The following is a 23,178-nucleotide window of genomic DNA, read 5'->3' as shown; positions in this document are numbered from 1 at the left end:
CGGGCCGTCGGCATGGGGCGATCACGACTCGCCCGCCGGTGGTCCCTACGGCCGGTGCGCTCCGCTTCCCGAATGCGCCGCTTCCTCGCAGCCGAGCCGGGCGAGGGAGTCGGCGCGTTCGTTCTCCGGGTGCCCGCTGTGCCCGCGGACCCAGAGCCATTCGACCTGATGCCGCTGAGCCGCCGACTCCAGGCGTTGCCACAGGTCGGCGTTCTTGACCGGTTCCCTGCCCGCCGTCAGCCACCCGTTGCGCTTCCACTTGGCGAGCCAACTGGTGATGCCGTTGCGCACGTACTGACTGTCGGTGTGCAACCGGACCACGCATGGCCTGGTCAGCGTCTCCAACGCCATGATCGCGGCCATGAGCTCCATCCGGTTGTTCGTCGTGGCGGCCTCGCCACCGCGGAGCTCCCGCTCATGTTTGCCGTACCGGAGGATCGCGCCCCAGCCCCCGGGCCCGGGATTGCCACGGCAGGCGCCATCGGTGTACACGTCCACCACCCGATCACTGGCCACCGGCCCACACTATCGCCGCGCCAGGTGAATCAGCTCAGCCGTGCTCTGATCCACGCGAGGAAGGAACGCCTTCGGCGGGGCCGATGGAGCTGACCTTCGGGCCGACCCGCGCGGAGGCGATGAACGTAACGTCACGCGGGCTCGGCCGGTCCCGGGCGCAGCCTGGCCATCTCCTCGGCGATGGCCGGCAGCGTCCAGTGGGCGTTGAGCCCGCTCGGGTTGGGCAGGACGTGGACGGCGACGCCGCCGATCATCTCCTCCTGCAGGCCGATCGCGGCCCGGGGACGGCCGAAGGCGAGGCGATAGGCGGTCACTCCGGCGAAGGCCACTGTACGCGGCCCGATCTCGTTCACGAGATCTCTCATCCGCGCGGCGCCCGCCCGGAACTCCTCGGGCGACAGTTCGTCGGCCCGTGCGGTCGCCCGTGCGACGAGGTTGGTGATGCCGAGGCCGTACGACGGCAGCAGATGCTGCTCGTACGGCGCGAGCCGGCGCGGAACGAGACCGGACAGGTGCAGCGCCGGCCAGAACCGGTTGCCCGGCCGGGCGAAGTGGTGACCGGTGACGGCGGAGGAGAGACCGGGATTGATCCCGCAGAAGAGCACGTCCAGGCCGGGACCGATCACGTCGTCGATCGTCGCGTTCCTGGCCGCCTCCACGTCGGCCTTCGTCGGGCGCATGGCGCGATGCTACGGGCTGCGGGCCAGTGCTCCGGCCTTCACTTCAGGCTGGGGGTGAAGGCCCGCGCGGGAGGGCCGTCAAGGCCCGAGCGTGCTCTAACCCCGCACCCCCCGCCCTCGTCCCACCGGGGCCAAAACGACGACGGCCCGGTTCTCGCGAACGGTGATGCGCTCCGGCTGGTCGACACAGAATTCGGCCGGGGGACACAGGGTCCCCAGATCTTCGGTGGCCGGCGACACCTCGGAGCCCGACACGCTAGAGGACATTACTGCCGACCGTCGAGCAGACCCCGAATGGCGTCCTTGCTGCGGAGACCTTCTCCACGGGCGATGGAAGCACGGGACTCGACGACGGCCTGGACGGCGTCGCTGTTGGAGAGCACTTCAATGGTCTCGCGAAGACGGACGACCAAGTCAGGCTGATCGGCCGGAACGACCGCGGCCAAGCGCTTCTCCTCCAACGGGATCTCGCGTGAGGCTTCGCTCATGTCCCAATCGTAGGCTGCATCCTCGCGGACGGCAGTGACGTGAGAATCCATGCTGCGGAGACGTCCGTGGACGCATCTCGAGAGGTCGCGCCTGCGCTCGCCGTGATGCTTTTCACCAGGCGGCGTTCGGAGAGTCACCCTCGCGCGAGTGCTCACCGGCCTCGATCGGCACCGACGTGGTCGAACCATCGACGAGATCTACTCGGAAGCTTCGCCATCGGTGTACGTAGAGCAGGTACCGGCCGGTTCCATCCAGGGTGAACCGGAGGCTCAGCGACGCGTCAGGCGGCAACGTCACCTGGGCGAGAACCCGCGGTTCCTCCCCACCGGCGACCGGGATGCGCAGTATGGCATGACCGGCCGAGTAGATCAGGGCACTGCCGTCGGGGGTGTAGGCCACCGACCCCAGGGGTGGCAGGCCGCTGCTCGGTTTGACGAGGCGGGTGTCGGCCAGCAGATCGAATCCCCGTCGGCGGAGGTCGAGTACGCCGATGCCCCGACCCTGGACCACCAGTGCGATCTGTTGGCCGTCCGGAGACCAGGCCAGATCGCTCACCATGGATGACGCTTGCGTGCTCCAGTCGCGGCGCTGTCCGGTGGTGAGATCGACGATGGAGATCTTCTCTCCACCCATGGTCGGGGTGGCGTAGGCGAGTCTGGTGGCGTCCGGACTCAGGGCAAGAGCGTATCCAGGGCCCACCGCGTCGCTCTCCAGTCCGGGGACGAGTGCCGGACCGCTCGGCGACCCGTCCTCGGCGAGGTTGACGCGGAAGAACCGGATGGGAGAGTTCGGCCCGGTCCATCCGGAGAGGACAAAGGTGCGGTTGTCGGGTGCCGCGGCCAGAAGGTGCCAGGAGGAGCGCACTCCCGGCGGCAGCGGGATGGCGGCCAGGAACGCTCCGGTGGTGGCGTCGTGTACGGCGGGCCGTACCGGAGTGAAGATCGCCGTCTTGGATCTAGTCGGAAAGCGCGCGAGTGGGACCCTCGCGGTGACGAAGAATCGGGGCGGACCGACCACCGGCAGGGGCGAAGAGGTCGCCATGGGCAATGCCAAGGACGTCGCCACGGGCAGCGGCGAGGGGACGGCTGAGGAGTCCGTCGGCTGCCCGACTGTGGCGGGCAGAGATGGAGACGCTGTCGGTGAGGACGTCGCGACAGCCGTAGAGGTCGCCCGGCTGAGCGAGACCCGCTCGGCGGCGTGATCCCCGCCGTCGCCGCAGGCGCCTACCGATGCGAGCACGAGTAGGCCTGCTGTGGTGACGCGCGTGCGTGACAACATACGTTGATCATCTTGTGGCCCTCGATACGGCGTCAAGGTCCCGGAACCGCATACACAGCGGGGCACGGCTCGTCCGCTCAACCGACCTTCCCTCGGGGACGGTGCCCTCACCGCCGTCCCCGAGGGGGCGAGCACTTATCCGACGTCAGGCTGGAGCTGGCGGGTGATGGAGGGGTCGGTGATGGCGGTGTCGTTCGCCAGCAGGAATGCCTTGCTGAGGATGAGCGCCAACCGGCCGTCCTCCTCGAACGGAAGGAACAGCCCGGCGTGGGGGTCGCGTGCGGAGACGATGCACAGGTAGGCGTCGTTGGGTTCCATCAGGATGTTCGCCGAGCCCAGGTGGATCTTGTAGGTGCGGATATCCCCCCGGACCACCAGGAAACGGTCGGTTATGGTGCACCGGTCGGCGATGGCCGTACGCCCGATCAACCGGGACAGCGCGTCCCTGCGCACCTCGGCGGAGGGCGGCAGCGCCGCGAACGAGCCGGTCTGCCAGTAGTCCCGCAGCCGGTCTGGCCCCTGGTCGGCCCACCGGGGATCGGCCGTGATCGAGGAGACGGCCACGAACAGGTCGATGTCCCGCATGGCCTCGCTGAACACCAGCGCCGGCACCTCCGTCAGCGTGGCCCGGTGCCAACTTCCCTCGGTCAGCCGGTCGAAGTGGACCTGGCCGGTCTCCGCGTAGCCGTCCTCGTAGTCGTACAGATGGTGGTCCAGGGTCGCCCGCCACTGTCCGCCCGCCAGCACCCGCCGGGCGTCCCCGTTGTCGTAGCCGCCGTCCCACGGGCCCATGAAGTTGGACTGCCAGCCCCGGTCTTTGAACAGCGCACGGAGCCTGCGATAGTCCACCACGTGGTCGACGAACCGGTTGGAGTGGTCGCCGGTCTCCTCCTCGGCGGGGGTGAGCAGGTACACCTCGCGGAAGGCCTGCTTGAACGGCTGGCGCAGTTCCTTGTCCTGCACCACCTCCCGCCAGGCGCGCACCTCCTCCACCGACGCGCGGGCCGGATGCCACAGCCGCACCGGCACGTCCGGCAGGGTCAGCCCCAGCTCGGCGCGCCACACGCCGGGCGAGACCTCGAACTCCCAGATCAGCCGATCCGTGACCGGGTGCCCCTCCAACTGCCGGTACGGCGGAGCCGTCTCGCTGGTATATCCGGCCTCCAGCGCCCTGCTCAGGGTGGTCTGCCGCTGCTGGGCCTGCTTGGCCAGCTCGCGCAGCCGCTTGACCTCCTCGGGATGCTCACGCCTGACCGCAGCCGGGACCCCCTTCAGCTTCCTGTCCCCGTGCCACCACGACAGCTCGACCCCGCCGTCCGTCGAGATCACCGCCGTGTGCTCGCCGACGGCCTGCCGTACCCGCCCGTCGGGCAGCCGGAACGCCACCTCCAGCCGGTCGGCCAGGGCGGGCTCGATGCGCTTGAACATGCGATCCAGTTGCTTGGGCACCGCGGCGTGCCGGACGGCCCGGCGGGCGGCGCGCAGCGCGGAGATCACCTCGGGAGTCGGATACTCCTCCGCCGCTCGGGCGATCTCGAACAGCAGTGCCTGGGAGGGCAGGGTCTTGGCCTGGGTGGGCGCCACCGCGATCCCGCGCACCAGCGAGTCCAGCAACTCGGGCAGCCAGGGCTCGTCCCGCAGGAGCGCGAGCCGTACGGCCCGGCCGAGGGTCGCCTTCTCTCCGGCTTCGAACGCCTTCTCTGCTTTGTACGGGATCTCGCCTGCGTGGATCGCCGCCACGCGGGCCTCGGCCGTCTCCAGAGCCGCCCGGGCGAAATCCAGGTAGCCGGGCAGGCCATTGAGCCATTCGGGCACGCCGGAAGGCAGTGGGGCGACGTAGTCCGGCCGGTGCCGCACCGCCTCGGCGAACAGCGCCCGCAGCTCCACGTCCCAGCCGAGCAGCACGTCCATCTCGGCGACCGCGATCGGCCCGTACTGCTCGGCGAGCCGGGCGCGCACTTCGGTGTCCATGCCCGCCAGCCCCGCCGCCACCAACAACACGGAGAATGATTCGTAGAGTCTCTCGCCCCGCAGCAGGAATCCGACCAGCTCACGGGCCGGCGCGACCAGTCGACGCCTGGCCTGCTCGTCGATCGCGTACTGGGCCGATAGCGGGCTGCCGTCGCCGACCCGGATCGGCCCGCCGCCCAGCCCGACCAGACCGACGCTCAGTTGCGAGGCGTCGGGCCAGTACGAGGGGTCGTTCGCGGAGCCGGTGATCAGATCGCGCAAGCGCTGCGCGAGGGGCGAGATGAGGCTGTCGGGCACACTCATCTCAGCCTCCGACCAGCGGGATCAACTTGACGAAGGAGATGACGGGGTCGGCGATCAAGTCGATCTCGGTGTCCAGGTCCTCGATCTGCCGGTCGCCCACCAGCAGCAGGAAGCCGTTGCGGGCGAACGCGGCCTCGGCGGCGTCGGCCTGCCTCTCCCAGTCCAGCCTGCGCGCGGTTCGCATCCGGTAGCCGTTCAGCTCGGCCTCGGCCTCGGCGTCGGTCGGTTGGACCAGTCCGCGGAAGTGGTGGGAATGGGAAGGGGAGGCGTTGTAGCGGGCCACCTCCTCGCGTACGCGCAGCCGTACCAGCTCCCGGGCCGAGATCCGCTCGGGCAGGTCGGGCAGGGAGAACTCCTCCAGCGCCCGGCCGGTCGCGGTCTCATCGCGAAACGTCACTGATGCCATCGAAAATCCCGTCGTCCAACGTCAGGCTATGGCGCAATCTGTAGCAGCGGCGAACGACAAAACGTCGGTGCCGGCAGGCCGCTGTGACAGCCGAGGGGCTGTGTCAGGGGGCGTACGAAACGAAAGTCACGGCGGTCCAAGGTGAGAGATGGCCTGGACCCCGGCGCCGTACGGAGATTGCCTGATGTCGAACGACGGATCTTTCCCTCTTGACGGGTTACGACCAGAACTCGAACGGTTCGTCGATCTCCTCGCCTGCCAGGAAGGCGGTCAACAGCGCCGGCAGACTGCGGGGATAGAACTGCTCCCGAGTGCCCAGGACCTCGGCGATGGGCCACCAGCGGAAGTCGAAGTAGTCCTCCTTCTCGTAGTCGAGCCGTCCGGACTCGTCGATGGGCGGGCCAGGAACGCTCAGCCGCACCTCGACCACGACCTCGTTCTGTAGGCGGCGGATGTTCCTGTGGCGGTAGGTCGCCCTGCGACGCCACGTCGGGCGGCCTATCTGGCCGGGGTGGGCGACGATGCCGGTCTCCTCGCGCAACTCTCTGATGGCGGTGTCGAGATAGGTCTCACCCTCATCGATGCCCCCGCCCGGGAGCTCCCACCAGGTGCCCAGTTCCGGCGCCGTACAGTCGCGGGTGTGGAAGAGCAGGATGTCATTCGCACTGTCACGCACGACGAGCCGGACGGCGCGGCGTTCCACGATCGGCAGGTCCTGGGGAAGCTCCAGCATCATCCAATCCTCATCGAGGTCGACAACTGAGACGTTCCACGCTCGTCACGTTGGATCATCCCGGGTCACCAGGTGGGAGCTTGCTGATCAAGCGTGTGCGGGTGTTGTCTCAGATCGGATCCCAGGGGACTGAGTCGTACAGGGTCAGCACCTGGCGGGTGATTTCGGGGTCGACGGGGATTTCGATGTCGTCGACGCGGCCTACGGGGGAGATCCCACGGGAATTGGTGACGAAGACCGCGGCGAAGGAGGGCAGGTCGGTGCGGCGGATTGTGCGCTGTCGGGCGGACAGGCCGGCCCGGTCGAGGAGTCGCATGGTGATGCCGGGGAGGGCGGGCGCGTCCGGCCAGACGAAGGCGGTGCCGTCGTGACAGAGGATGTTGGCGATGCCCGCCTCGGCGACGTGGTCGAACGTGGTGAGGAGCAGGGCGTCGTCGAAACCGTCGTCGACCGCGAGGTGACCGTAGTGGAGCTGGCCGAACGTCCCGGTGTGCTTGATGTGCGGGACGGGGCGCTGGTAAACGACGGATTTGAGGCCTTGAGGCCTGGTCGCGGCATCGGCGGGTGGCCGGGCGGTGACCATGACGGAGACGGTGGTGTCGCGAAAGACGGTGACCCGGATGGTGGCGTCGACGTCGTCGGCGAGGATGTGCCGGATGTAGCCGCGGACCCGATCGGGGTCGAGAGGTTCGTGGAAAAGTTCCCTGTTGGCGGCGTCCAGGCGGGACAGGTGCAGGTCGAGGCCGCGAACCGATCTGCCGCGGACCTGCATGACGGTGACGTGACCATAGTTGATCAGCGCGGGGGCCAACAGCTTGTCGATCTCGGGAGGACGCCCGTCGATCTCGGTGCGCGGCAACACGATCTTACCGTACTTGATCGGGCTTTGGCTCGCGTCAGTTGCCCGGCCCCGTGACGGGCGGCAAGCGCCGGCGGTATGCGCATCGAGCGCTGCTTCACTGGAGTCCTTCGTTCCTGCTTGCAGCTCTTCTCCGGGCTGAGGGATCGCCGATGGCCTGGATGACCAGAACGGATCATGGTAGGTACTCTCGGCATGGAGTTCTTCTGCTATCACCGTGATCGGCCTGGCTCCGCAGCGCTGCGCGACGAGTTGCGGGAAGAGCACTGGTCCTACATGGACCGGTACGCGGCGGAGATGATCGCCCGTGGCCCGACCTTCGAGCGCGGCAGCGACACGGCCACCGGCAGTGTGCACATCGTCGACCTACCAGACCTCGCTACCGCGCGTGCGTTCGTCTTCGAAGAGCCCAACTATCAGGCCGGTGTGTACCGGGACGTCGTGTTGCGCCGGTGGCGCAACGCACTGGGGCGCACCATGTGGGATTTCCCCGGCGGCCGAGACGGCGGCAACCGATATCTGGTGCTGGGCCTCGGCTCCGGGCAGGCCGCCGACCTTGTCCCGCAGTCCGACCCGGGCGAGCTGATCGCGTACGGGCCGCTGCTGTCCGACGACGGCGCCATCTGGCTGGGTACGGCACTGCTGGTTCGGGCGCCGGACCCGGATGCGGCACGCGCCGTTCTGACCCTGGACCGGTACGCCGCGATGGAGGTCCACGATTGGGAGTTCGGCGGGCGGCGGTAATGAGCACTTGGCCGTCGCCGAGGTGGTGCCAGATGAGGCTGTAACCGAATGAACCGAATGAACCGATGGGACCTCGGGAGAGATCTCGGGGTCCTTCGGTGTACGGGGCGGAATCGTTCCGCGAGACGTCGTGAGCATTCCGCGTATGTTCCGCGACCACTGGCGTACGGCTGCTTTCTGCGACTCTCGGTCGTATGTCCGCATAAGCATGATCGACCGCGAAACCGCAGGTCATGCGGGGTATGGCTGATCAAACGTGGTAGGGCGGGTGGGACTTGAACCCACGACCCACGGATTATGAGTCCGATGCTCTGACCGGCTGAGCTACCGCCCCGCAATGGTGCAGTCTCTCACAACTCGGGGGGTGCGCAGACCCGCGTCCCCGGAGAATTCGAAGGTTTCTGGGCCGCGCCGTACCCTCATCCGGACCTCGGCGGCGGCTCGGAGCGCAACGACCTGGAAGATCTCCAGGACGGCCGTGTCCTGGTCTGTCCCAGGGAGTCCCGGCCGGGGGAGAGGCGGACACGTCAGGCGATCACCAAGGCGGGCACGCCGGTCCGGCCCCAAGGTCGATCCGGCGTGAGAGCGAGGGACGACGCAGGGAGATCGACGCCCAGAACAGGTTCGGCGGCAAGCCCGCGACAGGGCAAATTGGGCTTTATGTCCTAAATGCCCGGGTACGGCATGGCCGGGTGGCTCTGCGTGCGATCGGGGGATTGCTGTGGAGATACGACTGGTGGTGGTCGCCGCTTCCCTGGCCCTCCTGACGACCATCCGGGCGTGTGACACGGTGCTTCCATACTCGGGGACCGGACTGGGCGCGGTCGGCAGAATCGGTGACGGCTTCACGGTCGGTCTGCTGCTCCCTGACGGGCGGGGGGAACGGTACGACACCTATGACCGGCCGGCCATCACGCGGGCGGTCGCCGCGCTCTGCCCGAAATGCGAGGTCGTCTCCGCCAACGCCGGCGGCGACCAGGGCATCCAGAATCGGCAACTGTCCGAGATGCTCGCCGAAGACGTACGCGTGCTCATCCTGGTCGCGGTACGGCCCGAGGCCACCGCGTCGGCGGTCGCGGGGGCGAAGCTCCTCCGTGCCAAGGTCATCGCCTACGACCGGCTGGCGAACGGGCCGGTGGACGCCTACACGGGATTTTCCGGACCCGAGGCCGACAGGAGGCGGGGAGCGGCCGCGCGACTGGACATCACGCGGGAGGCGGGCAGCGCCGCCCGGCTCGCCGTCGACCTCGCCTGCGGCAAGGCCGTGTACGGCACGACCACCGTCGCCAACGGGACCACGGCGTCGATCCCCGCCGTCATGATCCGGCCCGCCGCGCGCTTACCCGGCGCGGTGAGTGAGGCGGGAGCCGACGGGTAGGCGGGAGGGAGCAGCGGAAAATCGATGAACGGAGAGCGGTCATGGCCGACATCCCGAACCCGATCCAACTGCAGAAGCACCTCAAGGGCGTGGACTACCCGGCCGGCAAGTCCGACCTGATCCAGACGGCCCGCGACCACGGCGCCGACGACCTTGTGATCAATGCTCTGGAGAGGCTGCCGGACCGGCAGTACGACGGTCCGAACGCCGTCAGCAAGGCGGTCGCCCAGGAGCGTTAGCACTCCGTTCGATGCCGGGACCCAGGACCGGTCCGGACCCCCGTCCCGCTCGGGCCGGTCCGTCGCTTCGAATACGCTTTGTCCAGTGACTGCTATGGCGATCGGGGTGTACGTCGCGGCGAGCGACGCCAGGAGCAACAAGGGCGCGATCGCCCTCGGCATGGTCGAGCTGCTGACCCGTCAGGTGGAGACCGTGGGGGTGTTCCGGCCCCTCGTCCGGGTGGGCCGGGAGGACGGCCTGGTCAACACCGTGCGTGCGAGGTTCGGCATCGGCCTGCCGTACGAGATGTGCGTGGGCGTCACCTACGAGGACCTGCACGCCGACGAGGAACGGGCGACCGGGGAGATCCTGGCCCGCTACCGCGCGCTGGCCGGCCGCTGTGGCGCCGTCGTCGTGATCGGGACCGACTACACCGACGTCGGCGCGCCCACCGAGTTCGTGTTCAACGCCGAGCTGGCGGCCGATCTGGGCACGCCGGTGGTCAACGTGGTGACCGGGCTGCACCGGATGCCGGACGACATCGTCGCCGCGGTCGAGATGTCCAGGAAGGAGCTCGCCGAGCGGCACGCGACCGAGCTGGCCACCGTCGTCACCCGGGTCACGCCCGACCTGGTGGACGAGGTCGCCGCCCGCGTCAGCGCGTACGTCCTGCCGGAGGAGCCGCGGTTGTCGGCGCCCACGGTGAGCGACCTGGCCGCCGCCTGCGACGGCGAACTATTCATGGGGGACGAGCAGCAGCTCGGCCGGGAGGTCGGCGCCCTCATGGTCGGGGCGATGTCGCTGCCGAACATCCTCGACCGGCTCTCCGACGGCGTCGCCGTCATCGTCCCGGCCGACCGCGCGGCCGCGCTGGTGCCCGGACTGATGGCCGCGCACCGGGCGCCGACGTTCCCCGCCCTGTCCGCGATCATCCTGAACGGCGGGCTGGAGCTGCCCGAGCCGGTGACCCGGCTGTTCGACGGCATGGACATCCGGCTGCCCGTGATCGCCACTGAGGGCGGCACGTTCGAGACGGCCAAGGCGCTGTCGGAGGCCGAGGGCATGTTCACCCCCGACGCCAAGGGCAAGATCGACACCGCGCTTGGGCTGTTCGCCGACCACGTCGACACCGCCGCGCTGCTGCGCAGCCTGCGGATCACCAAGGCCGCCGCGGTGACGCCGCTGATGTTCGAGTACGACCTGCTGGAGCGGGCCAGGGCCCAGCGCCGCCACATCGTGCTGCCCGAGGGCGCCGAGCCGCGCATCCTCCGCGCGGCCGACAGCCTGCTGCGGCGCGGCGTGGCCGAGCTGACCCTGCTCGGCGACGAGCGGGAGATCCGGGCCGCGGCCGCCCAGATGGGCCTGGCCGTCGACGACGCGCACGTGGTCAGCCCGTTCGACGAGGAGCTGCGCGAACAGTTCGCCGAGGAGTACGCCCGGCTGCGGGCGCACAAGGGCATGTCGCTCGCGCAGGCCCGCGACGCCGTCACCGACGTGTCCTACTTCGGCACGCTGATGGTCCATCTCGGGCTGGCCGACGGCATGGTCTCGGGCGCCGCCCACACGACGGCCCACACCATCCGCCCGTCGTTCGAGATCATCAAGACGACGCCCGGTGTGGGGATCGTGTCCAGCGTCTTCTTCATGTGCCTGGCCGACCGGGTCCTCGTGTACGGCGACTGCGCGGTCGTCCCCGATCCCACGGCCGAGCAGCTGGCCGACATCGGGATCTCCTCGGCGGAGACCGCCGCCAGGTTCGGCGTCGAACCCCGCGTCGCCATGCTGTCGTACTCCACGGGCGAGTCCGGGACGGGCCCGGAGGTCGACAAGGTGCGCCGGGCCACCGCGCTGATCCGCGAGCTGCGGCCGGACCTGCCGGTGGCGGGGCCGATCCAGTACGACGCGGCGGCCGAGCCGAGCGTGGCCGAGGCGAAGATGCCGGGCAGCCCGGTCGCCGGGCGGGCGACCGTGTTCGTGGTGCCCGACCTGAACACCGGCAACAACCTCTACAAGGCCGTGCAGCGCAGCGCCGGCGCGGTGGCCATCGGGCCGGTGCTGCAGGGCCTGCGCAAGCCGGTCAACGACCTGTCCCGCGGTGCGACCGTGGACGATATCGTCGACACCGTGGCGATCACCGCCATTCAGGCGCAGGCGCACAATCCGGGTCGGGAGGAGACGCCGTGATCGACCAGGTCCTCGTCCTCAACAGCGGCTCGTCCTCGATCAAATACCGCCTGATCGACATGGCGTCACGCCGGGAGACCGCCCGCGGTCTCGCCGAACGGATCGGCGAGGAGACCAGCGTTCTCACGCACGGCGGCGTCCGGGTGGAGCGGCGGCTCGCCGACCACGAGGAGGGCCTGCGTGCCGTGCTCGCCGCCTTCACCGAGCACGGGCCGTCGCTGGACCGCGTGACAGCGGTGGGCCACCGGGTGGTGCACGGCGGCAGCCGGTTCGTCCAGCCCACCCTCATCGACGACGAGGTCGAGCGGGCGATCGAGGAGCTCGCCCCGCTGGCTCCGCTGCACAACCTGCCCAACCTGGAGGGCATCCGGGTGGCTCGCCGCGCGTTCCCCGCCCTGCCGCACGTCGCGGTCTTCGACACCGCGTTCCACGGCACGCTCCCGCCGCACGCCTACACCTACGCGGTGCCGCGCGAGTGGACCGAGAAGCTCGGCGTGCGCCGGTACGGCTTCCACGGCACCTCCACCGCCTATGTGTCACGGCGGGCCGCCGAGCTGCTCGGCAGGCCGTACGACAAGGTCGACTCGATCGTGCTGCACCTCGGCAACGGCGCGAGCGCGACCGCCGTGCGCGGCGGGCGCAGCGTGGACACCTCCATGGGCATCACCCCGCTGGCGGGCCTCGTCATGGGCACCCGGTCGGGCGACGTCGACCCCGCGCTCCCGGCGTACCTGAACCGGGTGGCCGGCATGAGCCTGGCCGACGTCGACGACGCGCTGAACCGGGACAGCGGGCTGCTCGGCATGTGCGGCGCCAACGACCTGCGTGAGGTGTGGAAGCTCGCCGACTCCGGCGCGCCCGACGCCCGGCTGGCGATGGAGGTGTACGGCCACCGCCTGCGCGGCTACATCGGGGCGTACTACGCCGTGCTCGGCCGGGTGGACGCGCTCGTGTTCACCGCAGGCGTGGGCGAGCACGACGCCAGGACACGGGATCTCGCGGTGTCCGGGCTGTCCCGGCTCGGCATCGAGATCGATCCGGCGCGGAACGCCGCGGCGGAGACCGGCCCCCGGATGATCTCACCCGAGGGGGCCGAGGTCGCCGTGCTCGTGATCCCCACCGACGAGGAGATGGAGATCGCCGATCAGGTGGTCGCCTGCGTCGAGTCACGGTCCCGCTGATCGTCGGTCGGCACGGTTATCCTGGGCGCTGAATGGTGGTGATTTGAATGGTGGTGGCCGAGGACGGCCAGGCGGGGGCCGGGGAGTCCGCGCCACCCGGATGGCGTGACCGCGTGCGGGCGCGGCGAGGAGGTCACCTCGCCCTGCGGGTCGTGATCGGGGTGATCGGCTGCGTCATGATCGTGGGTGGTCTGATCATGGTGCCGTTCCCCGGGCCCGGCTGGCTCGTGGTGTTCGCCGGCCTGGCGGTGCTGGCCACCGAGTTCCCGTGGGCCTCCAGGCTGCTGGAGCTCGCCAAACGCGCGGTCCTGGCCGCCACCGACTGGCTCAGACGGCAGAACTGGTTCGTCCGCGTCGTCGCGAGCCTGCTGACCCTCGCCTGCGCCGCCGCCATCGTGTGGGTGACGCTCAAACTGACCATGGGGATCGATCTCGTCCAGATGGCCCGCGCCTTCGTGCCGTGAAGCCGTGAAGCCGGGGCCGGCGAGGTCAGAGGTAGAGACCGGTGCCGTGTTCGGTCTGCTGGGTGGCCACCGCGTGCAGGTCGCGTTCGCGCAGCACCAGATAGAGCTGGCCCTGCACCTCCACCTCGTACTGGTCCTCGGGGTTGAACAGGACCTTGTCCCCGGTCTTCACGGATCGCGCGTTGACGCCGGCTCCGCAGACTTCGCCCCAGACCAGCCGGTTGGCCATCTTGACGGTCGCCGGGATGACGATGCCCCCGCTGCTGCGGCGTTCCTCGGTATCCCGCTCGACCCTGATCATGACGCGGTCGTGGAGCATCTGGATCTCGAATTTCGGGTCGGCCACGCTGGCAGTCTACGCGCTCAGGAGCGGCCCATTGCCAGGTCGTAACCGGTGCCCGAGCGGCGGTAGACCCGTCCGGTGCCCCACTTGAGCACCTCGAACCGGACGTGGACGGTGTTGGAACGGACGCCGGTGAGGTCGGCCATCATCTTCTCCGACAGGTCGACGATGGCCGGGATGTCGTGCTGTGCGACGGCCCACTCGGCCGGGCCGAAGTCCTCGACGAAGCCGATGACGCTCTTGCCCCGGTAGGTGATCTTCACCTTGGTGCCGAGGGGCCAGTAGGGGCTGGCGATGGTCCGGTACCGCATCGGCTTGCCCGACGCGGTCGCGCCGTCCCAGAAAGACGTCGCTGTGGCCGTACCGGAGGGAAGCTCAGGCTCGGGCGTCGGAGAGGCAGCCGGGGTGGGGGAGGTCTCCGGGGTGGCCGAGGCGGAGGGCGACGGGGATTGCGCCGCTGAGGGCTGCGCGGGCGGCCGCGCGAGGCTCGGAGTGGAGGAGGGGAGGATCTGGTCGGGGGCGGGGCGCCGGACGGGCGTGCCGGCCGCCGCATGGGCGGTGGCGGCGGTGCCGGTGGCCAGCAGGACACCGGTGACGGTCAGGGTGATCGCTTGACGGATTTGCTTGCGCATGTGTTCCTTTCGCCCCGTCAGACCCATGGGGGAGGGCATGCCGCGGCACACCCGGGGGCCTGGGAGAGGAAGGGGAAGGGTTCCCTTTACGCGTCTATGGCGACAGCGTTGCTTTTCGGGGCAGTTGATTCGGAAATAACGGATGTTTCGCATGAGTATAGGGAAAGAAACGGCAAAAGGGACAAGTGACCGCAAACCGCCGGTAGATCTTCCTTGACCCACAACATGGGCGTGATCTTGCAGTTGCTCACACGAATGAGGGTTCGCCCGCGGCGGGGGGCGGCAGAAGGCGTCAGAGGGCGGTGGCGACGGAGGCGATCTCGTGGAGGGGGAACTCCAGGTAGTCGCCGGCCTCCTCGCACCAGGCGTCGAGGACGCCGCTGCGCAGCTCGCCGTGGCTGATGGTCGCGGTGACGCCGTCGGACAGTGTGATGAGGGCACGGACGTCACGGTCCACCACACAGCCCAGGAGCGACTGCTGGGCCGCCGGCAGCCTGGTGGCCATCCGTCCGATGACGGCCCAGGTCTGCCGCCCAGGGCCGGTGGCGCCCGCGTCGGCGAGCAGACGCCTGGCGTGCTCGCGCGGGTCGGGGGACGGCTCGGCCAGCAGTACGTCCGGAACGCCGGAAACGGCAGGTCGCTCCAGCTCGGCGACCCGCCCGCCCGGCAGCAGAACGAGCCGCCCGCCCTCACCGGGCTCGTCGCCCGCCGACACCGGGGCGTACCCGGCCTTGCGCAGCGCGGCGAGCGTCGTCCCGGCCGAGGCGGAGCCGGCCAGCACGGTCGGAGCCAGGAGCCGCAGCCCGAGCCCGGCCAGCCTCCGGTGCGCGACGATCTCGGCCAGCAGGGCGGGATCGGAGCCCTGGATGATGCAGCCGACCGAGGAGACCGTCACCTCGCCGTGCCGGCGGCCGACGTCCCGGATCAGGTACGCCAGCGGCTGCGGGAGGGCGCCGACCTCGGCGAGTGCGGTGAGCAGGTCGTCGGCGGTCTCCCCGGCGTCCAGGGCCCGTCGTACGCTCGCCGGGCTGAACCGCCAGACCGAGGCGGCCCCGCGGGACTCGCGGTCGGCGGCGCGGTCGAGGAGGGCGGCGAGCTCGACCGACGGCGGCCCGGTCACGACGGCGGTCAGGTCGGCGCCGAACAGCGCGGTGCGGCGGGCGGCGGCGAGCGCGGTGACGGAGCGCTCGACCAGGGCCGGGTCGTGCTCGACCTCGGGCACGCCCGCGCGGCCCTCGTCTCCGGCGACGGAGGCCAGCGCGGCCAGCGCCCGGCCGAGGCCGGTGAGCGCCCGTCCGGCGGCGAGGCCGAGGAGCCGGGCCTCGTCGAGGACCGCGGGGGCGCAGTCGGCCAGTAGTTCCCGGTCGAGCATCGGCGCCCGCCAGTGGACGGACTGTACGAGCTCGCGCAGAGTGGCGAAGCTCCGGCCCTCGGGAATCCCCGCGAGCACGCCGAACACCGCCCGCCGGATCCGCGCGATCGTCTCACCGGAGGGGTCGTCGCCCAGAACGGTCGGGTGGCGGTCCTCCACACGGCGCAGCGACGACCGCTCCATGCGCCACCACGCGGCCACCAGGACGCGTAACCGGGCGGGGGCGTCCTCCAGGCGCCAGGCGTCGAACCGGTCGGTCGCGACCAGGCAGCCGGGCGCCGTGCCCGTGGGGGCCGCACCGACGGGGAGCGGGCCGCCGCCGTGCGCGGCATGCTCCTCCAATGCGATCAGCCGGGCGACCGCCGAGACCTCCAGGAGCAGCCGGGTCTCGTCCTCCGAGCAGCCGGTCTCCCTGGCCAGCCGTTTGATCTCTCGCACCCCGACGCCGCCGTTCTTCAGCAGCGGCAGCGGGGTCTTGCCGACGTTCTCCAGCACCGCGGTGGCCCGGTCGAGCAGGTGCGGCGCGGCCAGGCTCATCGCGTGCTCGACCTCGTCGGGAGCGGTCTCGACCGTGGCGAGATCGGGTGGGTACGGCGTGAACGGGCCGTGGTAGTCGGGACCCCGCAGCGCCAGCGACACCTCCCGCGGCATCTCAGCGAGATCCCACCGTCCGCGGAACAGCAGTCCGTGGTCGAGCGCCCACTTCTCCGGAGTTCCCGGCGTGATGAACCGGTCGCCGGACACGGTGCGGATCGGACCGTCCCAGGCGAAGCCGTCCAGCAGCTCCATCGAGCCGTACGGCGCCTGGCGGAGCAGCGCGCCGAGGCGCTCGCTGTCGCTCAGCAGCGCGGTGACCCTGGCCGCCATCTGGCGTTTGCTCCCCTGCACCGGCAGCCGGAGGTTGCGGCAGATGCGGCGCAGTCCGTCCGGGCTGAGCCGCCAGGAGTCGAGGTAGGCCCCGAGTGGCTCGCCGACGCCGCACGGCGTGGTCCACCAGCGGGCCACCGCCGGGGTGAGGTTGATCCGGCCGTCCGGACCGGGCCAGGCGACGGCGTGATCGTAAAGGTGGTCGAGCCACGGGATCACCTCGGAGGTGCGCACGCCGAGGAAACGGGCGAGGTCGTCCTCGCCCGGGCGATCGCCGACCACCAGGCACGCCTGCAGCAGTTCGAGGGGTGGCAGGGGAAGGCCGCGCATGACCTCCATGACGGCGAAGTCGTCGGTCAGGCGGACGGCCAGGGCGTCCAGGCGGCGGGGCCAGGGCGCGGCGATGGCGTCCTGGCGGTTGGCCAGGACGCGGGCGAGTCTGTCTTCGTCGAGAGCCGACAGCCAGCCGACCAGCTGATCGTCCATACCGGACTCCGGGGAAATGCCGCTCGGGCGTTACGGTCCGATCTCAGCACATCCGGGCCCGCCGTGGGTGGAGTTCGCGGCAGATTGCCCGTCGGAGAGTCAGCTGGCGGACAGCACGGCCCAGACGGCCTTGCCCCGCGGGGCCAGGGCGGACCAGCCCCAGCGCACGCTCAGCGACTCGACGATGTGGAGTCCGAGGCCGCCCGGCTCGAACGGCGCCGGGTCGCGCATGACCGGTACGGCCGCGCCGGGATCGGTGATCGCGCAGGTGACCAGGTGGCCGTGCCGGATCAGGGACAGCCGGATGACCTCCCGGTCCCGGCGGTCTCCCGGTCCGAGGAGCGTCAGGCCGTGCCGCAGCGCGTTGGTGGTGAGCTCCGAGACCACCAGCTCCATCGCGTCGAGGAGCTCGGTCAGGTGCCACCCGGACAGGGTCCCCGCGGCGAAGCTGCGGGCCGAGTGCACCGACTCCGCCAGGGGCGGCAGGACGAAGGTGGCGCTGCCGCCGATGCGTGTGCCGGTGCGGCCAGGCATGGGTTCCAGCAGGTCGCGCGCGTTCTCCGGCCACCAGCCGATCGGCGGGCACCAGTCGCGCGCCGACCACTGAATCTGGCCACGAGTGGGGTTCGTGGACTGCACGGGATCATGATGCTGGACACTTCGTGCAACTGCAAGGGCGAATGCACGTGCAAGCGTGGTGTGCAAGCGCTACGGTTACCCCCAAACACCGCTGGGACGAAGGGGGCGATCTTTGACAGACTGTGAACAAGCCCACTAAGCGGAGGAAAAACACGTGTCGATAGATCCGCCCGGATCGGCTTCCACCGTTCGGCGCATCATGCTCGGCGCCAGCCTTCGGCGGCTGCGTGAGGAGCGGGGACTCGCCCGCGATGAGGCGGGATTCCACATCCGCGCCTCAGAGTCCAAGATCAGCCGAATGGAGCTCGGCCGGGTCGGTTTCAAGACGCGTGACGTCGAAGACCTGCTCACGCTGTACGGCGTCGTCGACGACGACGAACGGCGTGGCCTGCTGGAGATGGTCCGCGAGGCGAACACGCCCGGGTGGTGGCACAAGTACGGCGAGGTCCTGCCGAACTGGTTCGTCACCTACGTCGGACTGGAGGAGGCCGCCGGCGTTATCCGCACCTACGAGGTGCAGTTCGTGCCCGGCCTGCTGCAGACGGCGGCGTACGCCCGCTCGGTGATCCAGCTCGGGTATCCGGACGCTCCGGATGCCGTAATCGAACAACGTGTGCATCTACGCATGCAGCGCCAGGAGCGGCTGACGCACAGGGACGGGCCCAGGTTGTGGGCCGTCATCGACGAGGCCGCGCTGAAGCGACCGATCGGAGGGAGGGCGACCATGCGCGAGCAGATCCAGCACCTGCTCGAGGTGGCCACGCTGCCCAACATCACTCTTCAGGTGATGCCCTTCCGCTTCGGGATGCACGCGGCCGAGGGTGGCGCTTTCACGATCCTCCGTTTCCCGGAGCCCGACCTTTCCGACGTGGTCTACGTCGAGCAGCTCTGGGGCGCCCTCTATCTGGACAAGCGTGAGGACGTCGATCCCTACCTGACGGCCATGGAGCAGCTGTGCGTGGAGAGCACCACGCCCGGGGCCACCGCCGAGATCCTCGGCGAACTTCTCAGAGAGATGTGAATGCAGACATATAACGGGATGCCCGCAAACGACCTCACCGGGGTCACGTGGCGGAAGAGCGCCCACAGCAACTCGACCGGTAACTGCGTTGAGCTCGCCGAGCTCCCGGGCGGCGGCGTCGCCGTGCGGAACTCGCGATATCCCGAGGGCCCGGCGCTGATCTACACCAGGGATGAGATCCGCGCGCTCGTGCTCGGCGTCAAGGACGGCGAGTTCGACGGCTTACTCGTCTGATCGCCACCCGCGTGACCGCGATGGAGGCCCCGATGGGGGCCCGATGGAGGACGCGGTGGAACCGGTGCCGGTGGGACTGGTCGGAGCCGGTCCGTGGGCCGGCACGGTCCACGCCCCGATGCTCGCGGCCGGGCCGTACACGAGGCTCGCCGGCGTGTGGGCCCGCAGGCCGCAGGCCGCGGTCGAGCTGGCCGGCAGCGGGCGGGCGGGCAGCGCCCTGCTGCTCGGCTCCGACCTGGGCGACGGCGTCTTCCCCGAGGTCGCCAGGCAGTTCGCCGACACGGTGCGCCGCGGCGGCGGGCACCCGCTGGACGCCCGCCACGGCCTGCGCCTGCAGGAGGTCATCGAGGAGGCGGAGCGACAGCTCCGCTGAGCCGCAGCCAGGAGCCGGGAAACGGGCTGGGACGGTGCTTGATCCGGCGGCTTGATACGGTACGTCCGACGCGTGCCGTGCAGCGAAGTCCGGTGAGAGTCCGGCGCTGTCCCGCAACTGTGGATCCCCGCCCCCGGGGACGAGCCAGGTCGCCTGTACGGCCCGCCGACGTCGTCAACCCTCGAGGAAAAGGGTGATCCGTCGTTTTCACGGGTCTCTCGATTCCCGGCTCTCCCCTGGAGGACTCTCTCGTGAGGCCTGTACGCGCGGCCGTCGCGGGCGTGCTGCTGGGTGTCGTCGGTCTGACCGGTTGCGGTCAGACGAGCGACACGGCCGCCCCCTCGTCCGCAGCCACCGCCCCCGCCGCATCGGCCGCCGCCGGCGCCTTCCCCGTCACCGTCGAGGCCGGCAACGGCACGGTGACCATCGCCAAGCGGCCCGAGCGCATCGTCTCGCTCTCCCCGACCGCCACCGAGATCCTGTACGCCATCGGCGCCGGCGGCCAGGTCACCGCGGTCGACGACCAGTCGAACCACCCGCCGGAGGCGCCCAAGACGTCGCTGTCCGGCTTCAAGCCGAACGTCGAGGCGATCGTGGCCGCCAAGCCCGACCTGGTCGTGCTCGCCAACGACCTGAACGGCGTCGTTGCCGGGCTGGGCAAGGTCGGCGTGCCGGTGCTCCTGGAGCCGGCCGCGAACCGGCTGGAGGACGCCTACGATCAGATCGCCGACCTCGGCGCGGCCACCGGCAACCCCGACAAGGCCGCGGAGGTCGTGCAGGGGATGAGCAGGCGGATGGACGAACTGATCGCCGCCGCGCCCAAGGGCAAGGGGCTGACCTACTACCACGAGCTGGACACCACGCCCTACTCGGTCACGTCCACGACGTTCCTCGGCCAGATCTACGGCATGTTCGGGCTGAAGAACATCGCCGACGAGGCCCCCGACGCCGCCGGCGGCTACCCCAAGCTGTCGGCCGAGTTCATCGCCAAGGCCGACCCCGACGTCATCTTCCTCGGCGACACCAAGTGCTGCGGCCAGAGCGCGGCGACCCTCGCCGAGCGGCCCGGCTGGTCCGGTCTGTCCGCGATCAAGAACGGCCGCGTCGTCGAACTCGACGACGACATCGCCTCCCGCTGGGGCCCCCGGGTGGTCGACCTCGCCCAGGCCGTGAGCGAGGCCGTGCAGAAGGCCGGTGACGGCTCGGCGACCGAGTGACGAGACCGTGACGCTCCTTCGGTCGCGGGGCCTCGCCCTGCTCGTCGCGGCGGCCGTGCTCGCCGTCTGCCTGGCCCTCGGCCTGCTGACGGGGGCCGCCGGGATCTCGCCGCGCGGCATCGCGCTGGCGCTGCTCGACCGGCTCCCGTTCGTCTCCGTCGACCCGGGGCTCACCCCCGCCGAGCAGGGGATCCTCTTCCAGCTCCGGGTCCCGCGGGTGCTGATCGCCGCCATGGTCGGCGGACTGCTCGCGATCGCCGGCGCCGGATATCAGGGGGTGTTCCGCAACCCCCTGGCCGATCCGTACCTGCTGGGCGCCGCCGCGGGGGCCGGGCTCACCGTGACGCTGGTCGTGGTGTTCCTCGGCGGCCGGGTGGGGGTGATCGCCGTGCCGGTGGCCGCTTTCAGCGGCGCGATCGGCGGGGTGCTGCTGGCGTACGCCCTGGGCCGCTCGGCCGGCCGCGGCGGCGGAGGTGTCGGAGGGGGCGCCGGAGGGGGCGCCGCCACACTCGTCCTGGCCGGGGTCGCGGTCACCTCGTTCCTCACCGCGATCCAGACGTTCGTGCAGCAGCTCAAGGTGGAGGAGCTGCAGCGGATCTACGCGTGGATCCTCGGCGACGTCGGCGGCGGCTGGGAGGACGTATGGATGATCGCGCCATATGCCCTGGTCTCGACGGTCGTGCTGCTGCTGCACGGGCGGCTGCTCGACGTGCTGTCGGTGGGCGAGGAGGAGGCGGTGAGCCTCGGTCTGCACGCGGCGCGCGCCCGCATGATCGTGCTGCTCGCCGCCTCGCTCGCCACCGCGTCGGCCGTGGCGGTCGGCGGGCTCATCGCGTTCGTCGGGATCGTCGTGCCGCACGTGGTGCGCCGGCTCGCCGGGTGGTCGTACCGGATCGTGCTGCCGGTGTCGTTCGTCGGGGGCGCGGCGTTCCTGGTGCTCGCCGATCTCATCGCGCGCAGCGTCCTCGCCCCGGCCGAGCTGCCCATCGGCGTGGTCACCGCGTTCGTCGGCGCGCCGTTCTTCGTCATGGTCCTCCGCATGAGCAGGGCCGTGAACACATGAGCGGCGGGATCGAGGGGTCGGGCGGGATCGAGGTGCGCGGCCTCGGCGTGATGCTCGGCGAGCGGGAGGTGCTCGCCGACGTCGGGCTGTCGGTCGGCTGCGGCGAGTGGCTGACCATCATCGGGCCGAACGGCGCCGGCAAGTCGACCCTGCTCAGAGCCATGGCGGGACTGATCGCCTGCACGGGAGAGGTGCTCGTGGACGGCGTCCGCGCGCGTCGCCTGCGCCCCCGCCCCCGGGCCCGCCTGATCGCCTACGCGCCGCAGAACCCGCTCCTCCCCCCGGACATGAGCGTGTACGACTACGCGCTGCTGGGCCGTACGCCGTACATCCCCTATCTGGGCCGGGAGAGCGCCCGCGACCGCGAGGTGACGGAGTCGGTGCTGGAGCGGCTCGACCTGACCGGTTTCGCGTCCCGGCGGCTCGGCCACCTGTCGGGCGGCGAACGGCAGCGGGTCGTGCTGGCCCGCGCGCTGACCCAGCAGGCCCCGGTGCTGCTGCTCGACGAGCCGACCACCGCTCTCGACCTCGGCCACCAGCAGCAGGTGCTCGAGCTCGTCGACCGGCTGCGTCTGGCCGACAGGCTGACCGTCGTGACGACGCTGCACGACCTGAACCTGGCCGGGCAGTACGCCGACACGCTGGTCCTGCTCGCCCCCGGCCGTGCCGTCGCCTCCGGGCCGCCCAAACAGGTGCTGACCGAGCCGCTGCTCGCCCGGCACTTCGGGGCGCACGTCCGGGTCGAGCCCGGCGCGGACGGCCGGCCGCTGGTGCACCTGACCCGGCCGGAGGAACGGTGACCGCCCCGGCCCGGGCCTCGGGGCCGGCTCAGGGATCGCTGTCGCTGACCTTCCGCATGGAGGACGGCATGCGGATGGGCACGATCCTGTGGCGGTTCGGGCCCGGCTGGCGCATGATCTCCTCGGCGATGCTCGGCGGCGGGATCGGGCCCCGGGAGTGGGTGCTGAACGCCCAGGTCGGCAAGGACTACGCGCGGATGGACCCGGTGGAGCATCTGATCGAGATGGGGCCGGAAGGCTCCGGCGTCGGGATGCTGACCGCCGCGATGGTCGAGCACCGCACGTGGGCCGCCGACGGGGGAGTGGAGGCCCTGGCCACCGTCGGCCTGGGCACCCCCACCTGGGCCGCCGCGTCGTCGGATGCCGCGACGGATGCCGCGACGTATGCCGCATCGGACGCGATCGCCGTACGGCCGGGAACGATCAACATCATCGTCGCCGTCCCGGTGGCGCTGTGCGACGCGGCTCTGGTCAACGCGGTCATGACGGTCACGGAGGCCAAGACCCAGGCACTGATCGAGGTGGGATTCCCCTGCACCGGCACCGCCTCGGACGCCGTGTGCGTGGCCGTGCGGGAGGAGGGCCCGCAGGAGCTGTTCGGCGGCCCCCGCTCGGAGTGGGGAGCGCGGATCGCCCGCGCCGTACATCACGCGGTCGCCGACGGCGCGCACGACTGGCGCCGCCGTGCCGCCGCCAGGTCGCCGGTCGTGCCGCACTGACAGCGAC

Annotated in this window: 26 protein-coding genes and 1 tRNA gene; 14 read left to right on the top strand and 13 right to left on the bottom strand. The window is 70.6% G+C overall.

Annotated features, from left to right (window positions below; all coding sequences use genetic code 11):
* Positions 1–45: 45 nt before the first annotated feature.
* From rnhA to Mth01_RS16805, 4 genes are all read right to left on the bottom strand, one after another.
* Positions 46–516, bottom strand: a complete 471-nt coding sequence (gene rnhA, locus Mth01_RS16820) for a ribonuclease HI (RefSeq protein ID WP_239089741.1) — start codon at positions 514–516, stop codon at positions 46–48.
* Between the two features lie 131 nt (positions 517–647).
* The gene (gene mug / locus Mth01_RS16815; protein ID WP_204016807.1) at positions 648–1,196 is read right to left on the bottom strand and encodes a G/U mismatch-specific DNA glycosylase; all 549 of its coding nucleotides are present in this window, start codon (positions 1,194–1,196) and stop codon (positions 648–650) included.
* A gap of 266 nt (positions 1,197–1,462) precedes the next feature.
* On the bottom strand, positions 1,463–1,684 hold the full coding sequence (locus Mth01_RS16810) for a hypothetical protein (protein WP_204016806.1): 222 nt from the start codon (positions 1,682–1,684) through the stop codon (positions 1,463–1,465).
* Positions 1,685–1,796: 112 nt separating this feature from the next.
* A complete protein-coding gene (locus Mth01_RS16805; RefSeq protein ID WP_204016805.1) occupies positions 1,797–2,726 on the bottom strand; it encodes a WD40 repeat domain-containing protein in 930 nt (309 codons plus the stop codon).
* Between Mth01_RS16805 and Mth01_RS16800 the strand changes: the two genes are divergently transcribed.
* On the top strand, positions 2,725–2,886 hold the full coding sequence (locus tag Mth01_RS16800; protein WP_204016804.1) for a hypothetical protein: 162 nt from the start codon (positions 2,725–2,727) through the stop codon (positions 2,884–2,886). The two genes, Mth01_RS16805 and Mth01_RS16800, sit on opposite strands and share 2 nt — an antisense overlap.
* 212 nt (positions 2,887–3,098) lie before the next feature.
* Here Mth01_RS16800 and Mth01_RS16795 read toward each other — a convergent pair whose 3' ends face one another.
* From Mth01_RS16795 to Mth01_RS16780, 4 genes are all read right to left on the bottom strand, one after another.
* Complete coding sequence (locus tag Mth01_RS16795; protein WP_204016803.1) at positions 3,099–5,237, bottom strand: DUF4132 domain-containing protein; 2,139 nt, start codon at positions 5,235–5,237, stop codon at positions 3,099–3,101.
* A 1-nt stretch (position 5,238) separates the two neighbouring features.
* Positions 5,239–5,643 carry a hypothetical protein gene (locus Mth01_RS16790; RefSeq protein WP_204016802.1) on the bottom strand — a complete coding sequence of 135 codons (405 nt, stop codon included), beginning with the start codon at positions 5,641–5,643 and terminating at the stop codon, positions 5,239–5,241.
* A 217-nt stretch (positions 5,644–5,860) separates the two neighbouring features.
* A complete protein-coding gene (locus Mth01_RS16785) occupies positions 5,861–6,376 on the bottom strand; it encodes an NUDIX hydrolase (RefSeq protein WP_204016801.1) in 516 nt (171 codons plus the stop codon).
* Between the two features lie 109 nt (positions 6,377–6,485).
* Positions 6,486–7,238 (bottom strand): aminotransferase class IV, encoded by a 753-nt coding sequence (locus Mth01_RS16780; RefSeq protein WP_204016800.1) that lies wholly within the window; start codon positions 7,236–7,238, stop codon positions 6,486–6,488.
* A 174-nt stretch (positions 7,239–7,412) separates the two neighbouring features.
* Here Mth01_RS16780 and Mth01_RS16775 point away from each other — a divergent pair, with 174 nt between their 5' ends.
* The gene (locus tag Mth01_RS16775; RefSeq protein WP_239089740.1) at positions 7,413–7,979 is read left to right on the top strand and encodes a YciI family protein; all 567 of its coding nucleotides are present in this window, start codon (positions 7,413–7,415) and stop codon (positions 7,977–7,979) included.
* A gap of 257 nt (positions 7,980–8,236) precedes the next feature.
* Here the strand turns inward: Mth01_RS16775 and Mth01_RS16770 are convergent.
* Positions 8,237–8,313, bottom strand: a tRNA-Ile gene (locus Mth01_RS16770).
* Positions 8,314–8,700: 387 nt separating this feature from the next.
* Between Mth01_RS16770 and Mth01_RS16765 the strand changes: the two genes are divergently transcribed.
* The 5 genes from Mth01_RS16765 (at position 8,701) to Mth01_RS16745 (ending at position 13,405) form a co-directional block, all read left to right on the top strand.
* Positions 8,701–9,357 (top strand): substrate-binding domain-containing protein, encoded by a 657-nt coding sequence (locus tag Mth01_RS16765; protein ID WP_204016799.1) that lies wholly within the window; start codon positions 8,701–8,703, stop codon positions 9,355–9,357.
* 41 nt (positions 9,358–9,398) lie between these two features.
* Entirely contained in the window at positions 9,399–9,596 is a 198-nt protein-coding gene (locus tag Mth01_RS16760) for a DUF2795 domain-containing protein (protein ID WP_204016798.1), read from the top strand.
* 94 nt (positions 9,597–9,690) lie between these two features.
* The gene (gene pta / locus Mth01_RS16755) at positions 9,691–11,760 is read left to right on the top strand and encodes a phosphate acetyltransferase (protein WP_204016858.1); all 2,070 of its coding nucleotides are present in this window, start codon (positions 9,691–9,693) and stop codon (positions 11,758–11,760) included.
* Positions 11,757–12,941, top strand: coding sequence for an acetate/propionate family kinase (locus tag Mth01_RS16750; RefSeq protein WP_239089739.1), 1,185 nt, complete (start codon positions 11,757–11,759; stop codon positions 12,939–12,941). The genes pta and Mth01_RS16750 overlap by 4 nt, the downstream gene beginning before the upstream one ends.
* 47 nt (positions 12,942–12,988) lie before the next feature.
* Entirely contained in the window at positions 12,989–13,405 is a 417-nt protein-coding gene (locus Mth01_RS16745; protein WP_204016797.1) for a TIGR02611 family protein, read from the top strand.
* 25 nt (positions 13,406–13,430) lie between these two features.
* Here the strand turns inward: Mth01_RS16745 and Mth01_RS16740 are convergent, their stop codons facing one another.
* From Mth01_RS16740 to Mth01_RS16725, 4 genes are all read right to left on the bottom strand, one after another.
* Positions 13,431–13,724, bottom strand: a complete 294-nt coding sequence (locus tag Mth01_RS16740) for a GroES family chaperonin (RefSeq protein WP_204016856.1) — start codon at positions 13,722–13,724, stop codon at positions 13,431–13,433.
* Positions 13,725–13,768: 44 nt separating this feature from the next.
* Positions 13,769–14,380, bottom strand: coding sequence for an RlpA-like double-psi beta-barrel domain-containing protein (locus Mth01_RS16735; protein WP_204016796.1), 612 nt, complete (start codon positions 14,378–14,380; stop codon positions 13,769–13,771).
* A 292-nt stretch (positions 14,381–14,672) separates the two neighbouring features.
* Positions 14,673–17,105, bottom strand: a complete 2,433-nt coding sequence (locus Mth01_RS16730; RefSeq protein ID WP_204016795.1) for a helicase-associated domain-containing protein — start codon at positions 17,103–17,105, stop codon at positions 14,673–14,675.
* Between the two features lie 99 nt (positions 17,106–17,204).
* Positions 17,205–17,744, bottom strand: a complete 540-nt coding sequence (locus tag Mth01_RS16725) for an ATP-binding protein (protein ID WP_239089737.1) — start codon at positions 17,742–17,744, stop codon at positions 17,205–17,207.
* Between the two features lie 199 nt (positions 17,745–17,943).
* Between Mth01_RS16725 and Mth01_RS16720 the strand changes: the two genes are divergently transcribed.
* The 7 genes from Mth01_RS16720 (at position 17,944) to Mth01_RS16690 (ending at position 23,171) form a co-directional block, all read left to right on the top strand.
* Positions 17,944–18,765 (top strand): helix-turn-helix domain-containing protein, encoded by an 822-nt coding sequence (locus Mth01_RS16720; RefSeq protein WP_204016854.1) that lies wholly within the window; start codon positions 17,944–17,946, stop codon positions 18,763–18,765.
* The gene (locus tag Mth01_RS16715) at positions 18,766–18,999 is read left to right on the top strand and encodes a DUF397 domain-containing protein (RefSeq protein ID WP_204016794.1); all 234 of its coding nucleotides are present in this window, start codon (positions 18,766–18,768) and stop codon (positions 18,997–18,999) included. It begins immediately after the preceding gene.
* A 43-nt stretch (positions 19,000–19,042) separates the two neighbouring features.
* Positions 19,043–19,372: a hypothetical protein gene (locus Mth01_RS16710; RefSeq protein WP_204016793.1), complete on the top strand. Its 330-nt coding sequence runs from the start codon at positions 19,043–19,045 to the stop codon at positions 19,370–19,372.
* Between the two features lie 251 nt (positions 19,373–19,623).
* Positions 19,624–20,589: an ABC transporter substrate-binding protein gene (locus tag Mth01_RS16705; protein ID WP_204016792.1), complete on the top strand. Its 966-nt coding sequence runs from the start codon at positions 19,624–19,626 to the stop codon at positions 20,587–20,589.
* A gap of 7 nt (positions 20,590–20,596) precedes the next feature.
* Positions 20,597–21,652 (top strand): FecCD family ABC transporter permease, encoded by a 1,056-nt coding sequence (locus Mth01_RS16700; protein ID WP_204016791.1) that lies wholly within the window; start codon positions 20,597–20,599, stop codon positions 21,650–21,652.
* Positions 21,649–22,452: an ABC transporter ATP-binding protein gene (locus Mth01_RS16695; protein WP_204016790.1), complete on the top strand. Its 804-nt coding sequence runs from the start codon at positions 21,649–21,651 to the stop codon at positions 22,450–22,452. The genes Mth01_RS16700 and Mth01_RS16695 overlap by 4 nt, the downstream gene beginning before the upstream one ends.
* Before the next feature lie 56 nt (positions 22,453–22,508).
* Positions 22,509–23,171: an adenosylcobinamide amidohydrolase gene (locus Mth01_RS16690; RefSeq protein WP_204016853.1), complete on the top strand. Its 663-nt coding sequence runs from the start codon at positions 22,509–22,511 to the stop codon at positions 23,169–23,171.
* Positions 23,172–23,178: the final 7 nt, after the last annotated feature.

This window comes from Sphaerimonospora thailandensis, assembly GCF_016863115.1.
Classification (GTDB): Bacteria; Actinomycetota; Actinomycetes; order Streptosporangiales; family Streptosporangiaceae; genus Sphaerimonospora; species Sphaerimonospora cavernae.
This window is presented reverse-complemented; position numbering and strand designations above follow the sequence as displayed.

What these genes read in the sequence shown, in the direction of transcription:
- mug (WP_204016807.1), bottom strand. Translation starts at nt 1,196, where the DNA reads ATGCGCCCGACGAAGGCCGACGTGGAGGCGGCCAGGAACGCGACGATC.
- Mth01_RS16810 (WP_204016806.1), bottom strand. Translation starts at nt 1,684, where the DNA reads ATGAGCGAAGCCTCACGCGAGATCCCGTTGGAGGAGAAGCGCTTGGCC.
- Mth01_RS16800 (WP_204016804.1), top strand. Translation starts at nt 2,725, where the DNA reads ATGGGCAATGCCAAGGACGTCGCCACGGGCAGCGGCGAGGGGACGGCT.
- Mth01_RS16805 (WP_204016805.1), bottom strand. Translation starts at nt 2,726, where the DNA reads ATGGCGACCTCTTCGCCCCTGCCGGTGGTCGGTCCGCCCCGATTCTTC.
- Mth01_RS16795 (WP_204016803.1), bottom strand. Translation starts at nt 5,237, where the DNA reads ATGAGTGTGCCCGACAGCCTCATCTCGCCCCTCGCGCAGCGCTTGCGC.
- Mth01_RS16790 (WP_204016802.1), bottom strand. Translation starts at nt 5,643, where the DNA reads ATGGCATCAGTGACGTTTCGCGATGAGACCGCGACCGGCCGGGCGCTG.
- Mth01_RS16785 (WP_204016801.1), bottom strand. Translation starts at nt 6,376, where the DNA reads ATGCTGGAGCTTCCCCAGGACCTGCCGATCGTGGAACGCCGCGCCGTC.
- Mth01_RS16775 (WP_239089740.1), top strand. Translation starts at nt 7,413, where the DNA reads ATGGTAGGTACTCTCGGCATGGAGTTCTTCTGCTATCACCGTGATCGG.
- Mth01_RS16760 (WP_204016798.1), top strand. Translation starts at nt 9,399, where the DNA reads ATGGCCGACATCCCGAACCCGATCCAACTGCAGAAGCACCTCAAGGGC.
- pta (WP_204016858.1), top strand. Translation starts at nt 9,691, where the DNA reads ATGGCGATCGGGGTGTACGTCGCGGCGAGCGACGCCAGGAGCAACAAG.
- Mth01_RS16745 (WP_204016797.1), top strand. Translation starts at nt 12,989, where the DNA reads ATGGTGGTGGCCGAGGACGGCCAGGCGGGGGCCGGGGAGTCCGCGCCA.
- Mth01_RS16740 (WP_204016856.1), bottom strand. Translation starts at nt 13,724, where the DNA reads ATGCTCCACGACCGCGTCATGATCAGGGTCGAGCGGGATACCGAGGAA.
- Mth01_RS16735 (WP_204016796.1), bottom strand. Translation starts at nt 14,380, where the DNA reads ATGCGCAAGCAAATCCGTCAAGCGATCACCCTGACCGTCACCGGTGTC.
- Mth01_RS16730 (WP_204016795.1), bottom strand. Translation starts at nt 17,105, where the DNA reads ATGGACGATCAGCTGGTCGGCTGGCTGTCGGCTCTCGACGAAGACAGA.
- Mth01_RS16720 (WP_204016854.1), top strand. Translation starts at nt 17,944, where the DNA reads ATGCTCGGCGCCAGCCTTCGGCGGCTGCGTGAGGAGCGGGGACTCGCC.
- Mth01_RS16715 (WP_204016794.1), top strand. Translation starts at nt 18,766, where the DNA reads ATGCAGACATATAACGGGATGCCCGCAAACGACCTCACCGGGGTCACG.
- Mth01_RS16710 (WP_204016793.1), top strand. Translation starts at nt 19,043, where the DNA reads ATGGAGGACGCGGTGGAACCGGTGCCGGTGGGACTGGTCGGAGCCGGT.
- Mth01_RS16695 (WP_204016790.1), top strand. Translation starts at nt 21,649, where the DNA reads ATGAGCGGCGGGATCGAGGGGTCGGGCGGGATCGAGGTGCGCGGCCTC.
- Mth01_RS16690 (WP_204016853.1), top strand. Translation starts at nt 22,509, where the DNA reads ATGGAGGACGGCATGCGGATGGGCACGATCCTGTGGCGGTTCGGGCCC.